13 protein-coding genes are annotated in these 12,146 nt (G+C 70.3%); 8 read left to right on the plus strand and 5 right to left on the minus strand.

Annotation, left to right across the window (positions count from 1 at the left end; all coding sequences use genetic code 11):
* The first annotated feature begins 92 nt into the window (after nt 1–92).
* A complete protein-coding gene (locus IEV64_RS18600) occupies nt 93–2,684 on the plus strand; it encodes a PAS domain S-box protein (RefSeq protein ID WP_188424950.1) in 2,592 nt (863 codons plus the stop codon).
* 57 nt (nt 2,685–2,741) lie between these two features.
* A complete protein-coding gene (khk, locus tag IEV64_RS18605; RefSeq protein WP_188424952.1) occupies nt 2,742–3,869 on the plus strand; it encodes a ketohexokinase in 1,128 nt (375 codons plus the stop codon).
* Between the two features lie 218 nt (nt 3,870–4,087).
* On the opposite strand, the gene IEV64_RS18610 is transcribed toward khk, so the two are convergent.
* Nucleotides 4,088–4,771, minus strand: coding sequence for a helix-turn-helix domain-containing protein (locus IEV64_RS18610; protein ID WP_188424954.1), 684 nt, complete (start codon nt 4,769–4,771; stop codon nt 4,088–4,090).
* Between the two features lie 221 nt (nt 4,772–4,992).
* Complete coding sequence (locus tag IEV64_RS18615) at nt 4,993–5,904, minus strand: DUF8155 domain-containing protein (RefSeq protein WP_188424956.1); 912 nt, start codon at nt 5,902–5,904, stop codon at nt 4,993–4,995.
* A gap of 54 nt (nt 5,905–5,958) precedes the next feature.
* On the opposite strand from IEV64_RS18615, the gene IEV64_RS18620 reads away from it, so the two are divergent.
* Both IEV64_RS18620 and IEV64_RS18625 read left to right on the plus strand, forming a co-directional pair.
* Nucleotides 5,959–6,645, plus strand: coding sequence for a lipoate--protein ligase family protein (locus IEV64_RS18620; RefSeq protein ID WP_188424958.1), 687 nt, complete (start codon nt 5,959–5,961; stop codon nt 6,643–6,645).
* 144 nt (nt 6,646–6,789) lie between these two features.
* Nucleotides 6,790–8,079 (plus strand): dihydroorotase, encoded by a 1,290-nt coding sequence (locus IEV64_RS18625; protein WP_007275433.1) that lies wholly within the window; start codon nt 6,790–6,792, stop codon nt 8,077–8,079.
* A gap of 21 nt (nt 8,080–8,100) precedes the next feature.
* Here the strand turns inward: IEV64_RS18625 and IEV64_RS18630 are convergent, their stop codons facing one another.
* Nucleotides 8,101–8,553 carry a hypothetical protein gene (locus IEV64_RS18630; protein ID WP_188424961.1) on the minus strand — a complete coding sequence of 151 codons (453 nt, stop codon included), beginning with the start codon at nt 8,551–8,553 and terminating at the stop codon, nt 8,101–8,103.
* Between the two features lie 142 nt (nt 8,554–8,695).
* Here IEV64_RS18630 and IEV64_RS18635 point away from each other — a divergent pair, with 142 nt between their 5' ends.
* A complete protein-coding gene (locus IEV64_RS18635) occupies nt 8,696–9,217 on the plus strand; it encodes a DUF7529 family protein (RefSeq protein ID WP_007275431.1) in 522 nt (173 codons plus the stop codon).
* A gap of 67 nt (nt 9,218–9,284) precedes the next feature.
* Here IEV64_RS18635 and IEV64_RS18640 read toward each other — a convergent pair whose 3' ends face one another.
* Complete coding sequence (locus IEV64_RS18640; RefSeq protein ID WP_188424963.1) at nt 9,285–10,004, minus strand: DUF5806 family protein; 720 nt, start codon at nt 10,002–10,004, stop codon at nt 9,285–9,287.
* 120 nt (nt 10,005–10,124) lie between these two features.
* Between IEV64_RS18640 and IEV64_RS18645 the strand changes: the two genes are divergently transcribed.
* The gene (locus tag IEV64_RS18645) at nt 10,125–10,493 is read left to right on the plus strand and encodes a universal stress protein (RefSeq protein ID WP_007275429.1); all 369 of its coding nucleotides are present in this window, start codon (nt 10,125–10,127) and stop codon (nt 10,491–10,493) included.
* Complete coding sequence (locus tag IEV64_RS18650) at nt 10,490–11,044, plus strand: GNAT family N-acetyltransferase (RefSeq protein WP_004967541.1); 555 nt, start codon at nt 10,490–10,492, stop codon at nt 11,042–11,044. The genes IEV64_RS18645 and IEV64_RS18650 overlap by 4 nt, the downstream gene beginning before the upstream one ends.
* Before the next feature lie 31 nt (nt 11,045–11,075).
* Here the strand turns inward: IEV64_RS18650 and IEV64_RS18655 are convergent, their stop codons facing one another.
* Nucleotides 11,076–11,531 carry a universal stress protein gene (locus IEV64_RS18655; protein WP_007275428.1) on the minus strand — a complete coding sequence of 152 codons (456 nt, stop codon included), beginning with the start codon at nt 11,529–11,531 and terminating at the stop codon, nt 11,076–11,078.
* A gap of 101 nt (nt 11,532–11,632) precedes the next feature.
* On the opposite strand from IEV64_RS18655, the gene IEV64_RS18660 reads away from it, so the two are divergent.
* Nucleotides 11,633–12,094, plus strand: coding sequence for a universal stress protein (locus tag IEV64_RS18660; protein ID WP_188424965.1), 462 nt, complete (start codon nt 11,633–11,635; stop codon nt 12,092–12,094).
* Nucleotides 12,095–12,146: the final 52 nt, after the last annotated feature.

A 12,146-nucleotide genomic window follows, 5' to 3' on the forward strand; every position in this document is an offset into this window, starting at 1 on the left:
ATCGACACCGCCCTCGAACAACTTTCAGTTCCAAATGTGAGCAATTATTTCTAATTGTTACTATATATACACGTTCACGGAGTGGTACGGATATGAGCGACTCCCGCGTCGTGCTGGTCGACGAGTGCCCCGAGGGACTCGTCGAGGCCATCGAGCGACGCGGGTTCACGACCGAGACGTGCGCGGACCGCGACGCCGTGTTCGGCGCGCTCGACGACGGGGTCGGCGGCGTCGTCGCCCGCGGGGCCGTCGACACCGACTTCGTCTCCCGCGTCCGCGCCCGAATCGGCGTGGTTCCGGTGTTTTTCCTCGGCGGCGACGGGACCGCGAGCGACGATGACTCGGCCGCGAGCGCCGGTGCCATCGCCGTCGACGACCCGCAGACGCCGGCGGCGACCGAGGCGGTCGCCGCGCGGGTCGAACGCGCCATCGAGTTCTCACGGTGGGCGTCGGCGGGGCGGAACTCGGACTCGCTGTACCGGACCGTCGTCGAGCAGAGCCACGACGCCATCTTCGTCACGCAGGACGGCGAGTTCCGCTTTTGGAACCGCCGGCTGGCCGAGCTCACCGGGCTGAGCGACGGCGAACTCGCCGAGACGCCGGTGTCGAGCGTCGTCCACCCCGACGACCGCGAGCGGGCCGCCGACATCGCCGCGACGCGGCGGCGGGGCGACGACGCCCCCGTGAGCTACGAGATACACATCGTCGACGCCGACGGCGACACCCGCGAGTGTTCGGCGAACGTCAAGGAAATCGAGTATCACGGCTCGTACGGCGTCCTCGTCTCCGTGCGCGACGTGACCGAACAGCGCGCCACGGAGGCGCAGTTCCGCGGCCTCGTGGAGCTGGCGCGCGACCTCGTGACTCTCGTCGGGACCGACGGGCGAATCAGGTACCAGAGCCCCTCGGTCGCCGACGTGCTCGGCTTCGAGCCCGACGAGCTGGTCGGGAGCTCCGTCGCGGAGCTGATTCACCCCGACGACTGGGGCCGCGTCGCCGCCGTCTTCGACCACGCGCTCCAGACGGACGCCGACGGGACCGACCCCGTCCGGTACCGCCACCGGAACGCCGAGGGGTCGTGGACCTGGCTCGAATCCGTGGGGAGCAATCAGGCGGACACCTCGGTCGACGGCTTCGTCGTCACCTCGCGGAACGTGACCGAACAGCGGAGCTACGAACAGCGGCTCAAGCGCTACGAGACCATCGTCGAGAGCATCGGACAGGGGGCGTACGTGGTCGACGAGTCGGGGGTCGTCCAGTTCATCAACGAGACCGCGCTGTCGCGGACGAGCATTCCCATGTCGTCGTTCGTCGGCCGGCACGTCTCGGCGCTCCGCGACGCCGGCTATCTCGCCGCCGACCAGTACGAGCGCGTCCGGTCCGCGCTCGACGCCGTCCTCGGCGGCGAGAGCGAGCGCGAGCGGTTCGAAATCGAGCTGTCGCTCCCGGGAGAGGAGTACGTGGTCGAGTTCACCGTCTCGCCCATCGTCGGCGACGACGGCGAGGCGGTGGGCGCGGTCGGCGTCTCGACGGACGTGACGGAACGGAAGCGGTACGAACAGCGGCTCAACGCGCTCCACGCCTCGACCCGGCGGCTGACGGGGGCGACCAGCCGCGAGGAGGTCGCCGACATCGTCCGCGAGGCGGCCACCGAAATCCTCGACTACGCGATAAGCGGCGTCCTCCTGTACGACGAGTCGCAGGACGCGCTCGTTCCGACGGCGCTCACCGACGAGGCCCGGGAGGTGTTCGGCGACGTGCCGCCGGTGCCGCGGGGGACCGGCCTGACGTGGGAGGTGTTCGAGCGCGGCGAGCACAACCTCTATCGGGACGTGGGCTCGAACCCGCGGCGGTTCGTCCTCGACGCCGGGGTCAAAGAGGAGCTCATCGTCCCGATTCCCGACCACGGCGTGTTCTTCGTCGCCTCGCTCGACGAGGGGGAGCTGGCCGACCAGCGCATCGCGCTGGCGAAGGTGCTGGCCGCGAACACCCGCGCCGTCTTGGACCGGGTCGAACGCGAGCGGCTCCTGCGGAAGCGCGAGCGCGAGCTCGCCAGCCAGAACGAACAGCTCGAATCGTTCGCGTCGGTCGTCTCCCACGACCTCAAGAACCCGCTCAACGCGGCGATGGGCTATCTCGACCTCGCCCGCGAGAAGTACGACGGCGACGAGTTGGACCGCGTGGCCGACGCCCACGAGCGGATGGCCGGCATCGTCGAGGACGTGCTCGCGCTCGCGCAGAACGGTCAGACGGTCGAAGAGGCCGAGCGGCTGTCGCTCCGCTCCGTCGCCGAGGCGGCGTGGACGACCGCCGCGGGCGGCGCGCCGAGCGCGACGCTCGCTATCGACGGCGAGGTCGCGGTCGACGCCCACCGCGGGCGGCTCAGACAGCTCCTCGAGAACCTCTTTTCGAACGCGATTCGACACGGCGGCGACGACGTGACCGTCCGCGTCGGTCCGCTCGGCGACCGCGACGGCTTCTACGTCGAAGACGACGGCCCGGGGATTCCGCCGGACGAGCGTCCCCGAATCTTCGAGGCGGGCTACACCACGAGCACCGAGGGGACCGGGTTCGGCCTCAGCGTCGTCATGAGCGTCGTGAACGCCCACGGCTGGAGCGTCTGGTTCGTCGAGAGCGACGAGGGCGGCGCGCGGTTCGAAATCACGACGGAGAGCGGCCGCTGACGGGGCGAGCGCGCCACCGGCGGCAACACTAACTGGCGGTCGTCCGAACCGGACGCCATGGAGACGCCAGACGAGGCGACGGTCCGCGCGGTCGAGTCGTGCCGGGAGTCGCTTCCCGAGACGGTCGGCGGCGGACGGGCGCTGTTCGGGTTCGACGGCTACGTCGACCGCGTTCGGGAGTTGGTCTCCGAGCGGCAGTCGGCCGACGCCTACGAGCGGGTGTCGACCCTCGAAGCGTTCGCCGACCGCGTGAACGACTCGGTCGACGCCGAGAGCTCGCTCAGCTTCGAGTGGATTCAAGCCGGCGTCCGCACCGGCGGCCACGTGAGCCACCTCGCGCGCGCCTTCGACCGACTGGGGTTCGACCCCGGGGTCGTCGGCTGTCTCGGCGACCCGGTCGAAGCGCCGTTCGCCGAGGAGTTCGGCCACCTCCCCTTAGAGACGCTCGGGTCGCCGGGCTACACCGACGCCGTCGAGTTCGGCGACGGGAAGCTGATGCTCACCGAAATCGGCGCGCTGATGACGCTCGACTGGGCCGGAATCGAGTCGCGGGTCGGCCTCGACCGACTGGCCGAACTGGTCGACGGGACCGAGCTCGTCGGGATGGGCTACTGGTCGGAGATGCCCGAGCTACCGGACGTGGCCCGCGGCCTCCGCGAGGAGCTGTGGCCGACGCTGTCGGACCCGCCGGAGACACTGCTTTTGGACCCCGGTGACCTCAGAAAACGGGAGCCCGAGGTGGTCGCCGCGGGCGTCGAACAGGTGTCGGCGCTGGACGACGCGGTGCGCGTCGTCGTCTCGGCGAACCGCTACGAGACGCGCTATCTCGCGCGACTGGCGGGCGTCGAGAGCGGCGATTTCGGCCGCGAGTCGCGGGCGGCGTTCGACCACCTCGGCGTCAGCCGGTTCGCGGGCCACGGCATCGAAGCGGCGCACCTCGTCGACGACGAGGGGACCGCGACCGTCGGCGTCCCCCGGACGGACGACCCGGTGTTGACGACGAGTTCGGGCGACCACTTCAACGCGGGACTCGCGCTCGCGCACGTCCTCGACCTCGGCCGCGCGGAGTCGCTCGTCGTCGGCATCGCGGTCGCGGGACACTTCGTCAGAAACGGGTCGCCGCCGACGTACGACGAACTCCGGGCGTTCGCCTCGGCGTATCTCGATTACTTCGACGCTGTTTAAATACCGATTGTCCACACAAGGGTCAGATATATTACTAGAATCGGCGTACCGATATGCGTCGGTGGCACCCCCCACGCGGGCGCACCGCCGGAGGGGCCGCAGGTCGCTCCGTTCCGGTGGCGAAATCGACTCCCACCGTGGCATCTCGCGCCCGGTTGCCGCGTCCCACCACGGTCCCGTTCTGACGCGTCGTCGGCTCTGCACTCATCGTCGGCTCTTCACTCGTACCGTGAGTCGCGTTCGAGGTCGTCTATCGCCGACCCGACGAGGTTCCGGAGCGCCCGGCGAAGCCGCTGTGAGAGCGCCTGCTCGGTGATACCCAACCGGCTCGCGATGTCGTCGAGGCCGGTCTCTTTCGGCGTCTCGAAGTAGCCCCGTTCGAAGGCGAGCCGAAGCGCCGTCAGCTGTTTCTCCGAGAGACCGGTGTTCGGGGGGTGGCGCTCGTCGAGGCGGGCCGGTTCGACGCGGCGCACGTCGATGTCGATGTCGCGGGCGAGACAGGCGTCGTGGAACCGGGTAGTCAGCTCGTTCGACGGGAAGTACACCGACAGCGACCAGCCGTATCTCGTTCCGACCATCCGCCGGACGATGCCGTCGCACTCGCGGATTGCCGAGATGATGTCGCCGTCGTGGGTCGCCCACTCACAGCGGTAGAGCCGACCCTCTGGACCGTCGGATATCGGTTCGAAGCGGTCGATGCTCGCGTGGTCGTCGAGCAGGTCGTCGAGCGCCTCGCGGTCGCTCCCGCGGGCGACGAAGTACGGAACCGGCTCGTCGGTCACCGGGACACCGCCGACGAACGTGAGCTCGAACTCGGGGTCCTCGAACGTCCCGTCGGGGGAGGCCCCGGCCAGCGGGTGACGGAGTTCGACCTCGTACCCACTGGCGTGGTCGTCAGTCATCGCGGAGGGGAGCCGACGGCTACGTCGAAAACCGAAACGACGGCACACGTTCGTCTGTCGAGTCTCACAAACGGAGAAAAATACGGGCGAGCGAAGGATATTTTTTGCGGAGACTAATCCTTTCATAGTAAAGGTGTTTAAAAAGGAACCTCAAAATAGAGGGTCCATTCAGTCGCCTCCGACCAGCACATTCATGTCAATTATAAATGTTTTCTTCGGGGTCAATCGAGTCGAATCGGGTCGGCGCTGGGGCGAATCGCGACCGACACCTCGTCGCCGACGGCGAAGTCGTGGCCGGGACAGACGACCTTGGTCCCGAAGTCGACGCGGGACGCGAATAGTGACAACCCAGTGACTCGAACGCCGTCGACGAGTACGTCGAAGTCGGCCCACGGAACGTCGCGGCCGGCGGCCCGGCCGACTCGCTCGCCGAGGAGCGACAGCGATTGCCCGTCTTCGACGGACGAGAGCGTGCCCCCGAAGCCGTAGTGGGCGAGGCCGCCGTCGAGGGCGACGCCCTCGTCGCTGGCGAGGCCGACGAACTCGTCGGGTCCGACCCCCGCGTCGGCGCGGTCAGGGGCGTCGAGGACGACGAACGTCTCGGCCGTCTCGACGACGGTTCCCGTCCCGTCCCAGTCGAGCGGCGAGACGGTCACGCCGGGCGAGACCGGGAGCGACCCGCGGGCGCGGTGGTGGTTCGCGTCAGCGGCCCGGAAGCCGAGGTGGACGTGGTTCGAGACCCACGGGGCGAAAAAGCCGGAGCGGACGAGACGCCCGAGCGGGTCGCCGGCGGCGAGTTCGTCGCCCGCGTCGACGCCGGGGTCGACGTGGAGGATTCGCGCGACCAGTCCGTCGCGGGGGTCGTCGTCGGGGTCGCCGAGCCAGTCCAGTCCGGTGGCGTCGGCGTCGACGTCCACGAGCACGAGGTACTCGTCGTCGTGGGCGTAGGGCTTGTCGGGCGCGCGGACGGTCCGCGTCTCGCGGACGACCCCCGCGACGGGCGAGCGGGCCACCGGGTCGTCGTCGGCGACGTAGAGGTCGATTGCACAGCCGCCGTCGTGGGCGGGATACGGCGAGTTGTAGAGCGAGAAGCGCTCGAAGCGCGCGAGCACCGACCGCGGCAGTCGCAACATGGTCGTCGGGACGGGACGGGTGCGCTTAGGTACGTCGGGGTGTTTCTCTCGGGCATGCGCGTCATCCGCGACCGCGGGCCCGACCGGGACGCAGACCGGGGGGTCACCGCGGCCATGCTCCGCGAGGCGGGCGAGACGGGCGAACCGGCGTTCCGCACGTGGACGCCGCACCGACAGCTCGCGTTCGGCAGGCGCGACACCCGCGCCCCGCGGTACGACGAGGCCGTCGCCGCCGCCGAAAAGCGCGGCTTCCCCCCAGTCGAGCGCTCGGTCGGTGGCCGGGCCGTAGCCTACACAGGAACCACCGTCGCGTTCGCCCACGCGCTCCCGCTCGACGACGCCCGGAGCGGCCTCGACGCGCGGTACGAGGCCGGAACGACCGCCGTCGTCCGCGCCCTGCGGACCCTCGGCGTCCCCGCGCGGCGGGGCGAACCGCCGAACTCGTACTGCCCCGGCGACCACTCGGTCCAAGCGGGCGGAAAGCTCTGCGGCCTCGCCCAGCGGGTCCGCAAGGGGAGCGCGCTCGTCTCCGGCGTGGTGGTCGTCGCCGACCGCGACGAGATAGCCGACGTGCTCGCGCCCGTCTACGAGGCCATCGAGGTTCCCTTCGACCCGGACTCGGTGGGGAGCGTCGCCGACGCCGGCGGCCCGGCGAGTCCGGACGCGGTCTGCGACGCCCTCGAAGCCGTCTTCGTCGGCGACGCGGAGACGCGCGTCGAAGACGCGGCCGACCTCGCGTGAGCGACGCGGGACGCGGCCGACAGCCGGGCGATGCGGCCGGCCGCGACCGCTCTCCGAACCGCCGGAGCCATCACTCCCCGAACCACTGGTCCCCTTACTACCCGAACCGCCGGACTTAGCACCCGGCGCGTCGCACCCCCTCGTATGCGAATCGAGAACGCGACGCTGGCCGACGGCCGCGCCGTCGACGTCCGCGTCGAGGACGGGACCGTCGAGGCGGTCGGCGACCTCGACCCCGTCGCCGACGAGGAGACCGTCGACGCCGAAGGGAACCTGCTTCTGCCGGGGGCTATCGACGTGCACGTCCACTTCCGCGAACCGGGCTTCGAGCACAAGGAGACGTGGGAGACGGGCGCGCGGAGCGCCGCCGCCGGCGGCGTGACGACCGTCGCCGACCAGCCGAACACCGACCCGACGACGACCGACGGCGCGGGCTTCGACGCGAAGGCAGAACGCGCGGCGAACGCCTGTATCGACTACGGCATCAACGGCGGCGTCACCGCCGACTGGGACCCCGACAGCCTGTTCGACCGGCCGCTTTTCGCCCTCGGCGAGGTGTTCCTCGCCGACTCGACCGGCGACATGGGCATCGAGGCCGACCTGTTTGCCGAGGCCGCGGAGCGCGCCGGCGAGGCGGGCGTGCCCGTCACGGTCCACGCCGAGGACGCCGACCTGTTCGACGAGTCCGCCATCGAGGGCGACCTCGGCGGGGTCGGCCGCGACGCCGACGCCGACGCGTGGAGCGCCTACCGGACCGCCGAGGCCGAGGCGGTCGCCGTCGAGCGCGCCGTCCGCGTCGGCGGCGAGACCGGCGCGCAGATTCACATCGCCCACACGAGCACGCCCGAGGGCGTCGACGCCGCCCGCGACGGCGGCGCGACCTGCGAGGCGACGCCGCACCACCTGTTTCTGTCCCGCGACGACCTCGCCGAGTTGGGCACCTACGGCCGGATGAACCCGCCGCTCCGCTCCGAGACGCGCCGCGAGGCCATGTTCGAGCGCCTCGCCGACGGCCGCATCGACGTGGTCGCCACGGACCACGCGCCGCACACGCGCGAGGAGAAAGAACAGTCGCTCCTCGACGCCCCCAGCGGCGTCCCCGGCGTCGAGACGATGGTTCCCCTGCTTCTCGGCGCGGTCGTCGCCGGCGACCTCACCGCCGAGCGCGTCCGCGACGTGGTCGCCGCGAACCCCGCCGAGGTGTTCGACCTGCCGCGCAAGGGCCGAATCGAGGCGGGCGCCGACGCCGACCTCGCGCTGTACGACCTCGACGTCGCCCGCGAGATTCGCGGGGCTGACCTCCACTCGAACTGTGATTGGACGCCGTTCGAGGGTCACACCGGCGTCTTCCCCGAGTGGACGATGCTCCGCGGCGAGTTCGTCTGGGACGGCGAGGAGTTCGGCGCGGTCGCGGGCGAGAACGTCCGCGACTGAGCGCGACTGCGCCCCGAACCCTCAGAGCCGCGCGGCCGCGACCTGCGCGCCCCTCCAGCCGACGCCGACGAGCACCGCAAGCGGCGCGGTCAGGGCGACGAGCGAGACTGCCGACCCGGCGAGGCCGCCGAGGCCGCCGAGTGCGGCCGACAGGACGACGGTCGCGAGGAAGCCACCCACGGCGAGCGCCGGCGCGACCAGCGCGTAGGCGAACAGCCAGCGCTGTCTGCGAGTGAACCGGACGCCGTAACCCGGTCCCGGCGGGATGAGCAGGCCGCCCGCGAGGAGGGCGAAGCCGACGGCCCCGAACACGAGGAGGAAAAAGCCCGCGAGCCCGTGGGCGAAGCCGTCGCTTCCGGGCGGTGGCGGGGGCATCGTGACGGCGGTCCACCAGACGAACGCGAGGAGGGCGACCCCGGAACCGGCGACGGGGAGCTGGAGCGACCCGAGGACCGCCCGAAGTGACCGGCGCATCGGGCCGACTGTCGGCAGGCGGACAGATAGCTGTTCCGTCGTCGCCGGGGCGTCGGGGCGTCAGAGCGTCGGTCGGGACCCGGACGACGCCCCGATGCAGGCGAATCCTTTTCCCGTCCGACTCCCAGAGTGCGTGACACGCATGACCGACGAGCGGACGCCACCGCGAGACCGCGACCCGGACGCGGACGAATCATCCGAACTCACGGGGTTGCTGTCGTTCTGGGAGACGGTCGTAGAGGACGCCGAGGCGACCGCGGCAGAGTACGAAGCCGAGGGGTGGGAGACGCTCGTGGTCCATCCCGGCGACGTGACGGTGTTGCCGCCGGCGAACCTGCCCGAGGCGACCGAGCGCGTCGGCTTCGACGTGCTCGTCCCCGGAGGCGAGTTCGACGCGCTGTCGTCGTGGGTCGAATCTGCCGAATTCGGCCGCTACGACGTCTACCGCGCCCGCGAGGGCGACACCGTGTTCGTCGTCTCCGTCGTACAGGACGCCGCGTCATCGAAAGCCGTCGTCGTCCCGCTGTACTACGGGCTGGACGAGGTGGCCGCGATGGCGACGACGGCGCGAGAACAGGGCGAACTCCGCCTCTACGTTCGACCGGTCGACGCGGACCGACGCGTCGAGTTAGTCCAGTCGGAGCCAGACCCGCTTTTCCCCTGAGTTCGAGTCGGCGCGGCGTCGGTTCGGGGAGTCAGCGCCGGGTCGAAGTCGCACGGGCCGCGGGGCGTCACTCCTCGTCCGACAGCTCTTCTTTCCGCAGGTCGGTGCTCGCCTCGCGCACCTCGCGCATGACGCTCGAAATACGCTCTTCGGCTTCGAGTTCCTCTTCGACCGAGAGGTCCACGCCCTCGACTTCGAGCAGGAACTTGGCGATTTCCGTCACCTCGTACATCATCTCGTCGAGCTCCTCGGCCGTGAAAAAACCCGACATCGCGCCGTAGAGGAACGTCGCGCCCGACTTCCGGACCTTGTCGCGGAACGCGGAACGGGCCTGATTGACCGCCTGCGGCGTGTAGGTGTCGGTCATGAAGGGGACGAGTTCTGGGAGGTTGTTCCCGATTTTCGTCATCTCGACGCCCGTCTCGGTTCGGAAGTCCGCACAGAGCCGCGCGATTGCCCACTCGCGGGCCGTCACGTAGGTCCGCTCGCGGAGGAAGTCGTTGACGCGGTCGTACTGCGCGCCGTCGACCTTCTTGAACCGGGCGTACTTCTGGACGTCCTCGGGAACCGCGTCTTCGGCGTCCGGGCCGGAATCTCCTCCGGCCGCGTCCGTCGATTCCGCACCCGTCGATTCCGCGGTCGCCGCCGCCGAAGTCTCGGGCTCCGCGTCTGCCGCCGTCGCGTCTCCCGCCGCTTCGTCCGCCGCCGCTCGGGAGTCCGCGTCGGGGCGAGCCGTCTCCTCGGCGTCGCTCGCGCCCGTCTCGAACTCGTCGGACTCGTCTGTCATACCGCGGGCTACCGCGGCACGGCCGAAAAGGGTTCCGCGATGTTCGGTCCCCCGCCGACGGGGGTGTCGCCCCCCGTTTCCGGGTAAGGGTTTTCTATCGCGCCCGCGAGATTGGGAATCATGAAGGTACTGCTCGGAATCGGTGGCAGCGACGATTCCATGCGCGCGCTCGAAACGACGGTCGAACGGACGGCCGAGGTCGGCGACGACCTCACGGTCGCCATCGTCGACAACCCGTCGGGCGAGCGCTCGCGCGAGGACATGGAAGCGCGGGTGACGGAACTGCTCGACGAGCGCGGCGTCGACGCGACCGTCCGCGCGCTCGACGGCGACCCGGGGAGCGCCCTCGTGGACCTCGCCGAGAACGAGGGGTTCGACCAACTGGTGCTCGGCGGCGGCGAGACGAGCCCGATGGGGAAGATACAGATCGGCAACATCGCGGAGTTCGTCCTCCTGAACTCCCACGTGACCGTCACTCTGGTACGATGAGCGACCGAACGTTCTCCGACGCCGTCGCCGACCCCTACGACGCGCCGCCGCTGTCGTTCACCGACAGGGAGGACCGCACCATCGAGGTGCGCGCGCACGACGGCTCCGACGAGGAACTGGAGGCGCTCGTCGAGATGTACGACGCGTTCGACCCCTCGGACCGCGCGCAGGGCATCCCACCGGGCCGCGAGGACCGCATCCGCGACTGGCTGGAGAACATCCTCGACGAGGACTGCCTGAACGTCATCGCGTGGGACGGCGACGAGGTGGCCGGCCACGCGACGCTCGTCCCCGACGGCGACGCCTACGAACTCGCCATCTTCGTCCACCAGACCTACCAGCGCGCCGGAATCGGCACGCGGCTCATCAAGGCGCTTCTCGGCTACGGCCGGGAGTCCGGCGTGGAGAAGGTGTGGCTCACGGTCGAGCGGTGGAACCGCGCGGCGGTCGGCCTCTACCAGACCGTCGGCTTCGAGACGAGCGACGCCGAGAGCTTCGAACTGGAGATGACCATCCGGCTCGCAGAGCCGCCGGACGAGGAGGGGGGCTGAGGGCGGCGGCGAGCGACCCCCGATTCAGGATTCAGACCGAAAGCACGGGCTGGCTGGCGTACAGGAGGACGTACTCGGCGGCCTTGGCGAGCACTTCGCCGGGGTCGCCCGAGACGGGCTCTCGGGGCACGACGATGAAGTCCGCGTCGAGTTCTTCTGCGGTGTCGAGGACGACGCTTCCGGGGTGGCGGAGCTTGCTCGTCCGCGAGAAGCCGTAGGCGACCGACGTGGTGACGGGAACGTCGGCGGTCTCGGCGAGGGCCGAAATCGTGTCGGTGACGGCCTTGCTGTCCTCGGCGACGGCGTCCTCGTCGACCACGCCCTGCTCTATGGCGCGGACGACGTCCTCGCCGAGGACGTGGACGGCGTGGACCGCGGCGTCGTACTCGGCCGCGACGGCGGCGGCGTACTCCGCCGCGCGTGTCGCCTCCTCGCTTTGGTCGACCGGCACGAGAACGAGGTCGATAGAGAGCGGGCGCGGTGACATGTCCCCACCTGCGTCGGGGGACGACAAAAAACTCACCCCACGGTCCCGCCGGCCGGCCGCCCCAGACTGGTTTTATGCCGCCGCGCCGAGAACCCGTGGACATGTTCGACACCATCGTCATCGCCACCGACGGCTCGGCGAGCGTCCGCCGGGCGGTCAGCGTCGCCGTCGACCTCGCAGAGCGGTTCGACGCGTCGGTCCATGCGCTGTACGTCATCGACGCCGGCGACGTGGAGACCGCGCCGGACCGACTCCGCGACGAGATGCGCGACGCGCTCACCGAACGCGGCGAGGAGGCGCTCGCCGAGGTCGAGGCCGCGACCGACCGCGAGGTGACCGTCGCGGTGCGGGAGGGCCGGCCCGCGGCCGAGATTTCGAACTACGCCCGCGAGGTGGACGCCGACGCCGTCGCCATGGGCACCCGCGGCCGACACGGCGAGAACCGGTTTCTCATCGGGAGCGTCGCCGAGCGCGTCGTCCGGACCTGCCCGGTGCCGGTGCTGACGGTCCGCCAGTTGGAAGCGGGGACGACGGACTCCCTGCTGAGCGACGAGGCCGCCTGAGCGACGAGGCGACCGAATCGGGAGGAGTTTTCCCCGTCGCGCCCGAGTTCGG

It is taken from the genome of Haloferax sulfurifontis (assembly GCF_014635105.1).
GTDB lineage: Archaea > Halobacteriota > Halobacteria > Halobacteriales > Haloferacaceae > Haloferax > Haloferax denitrificans.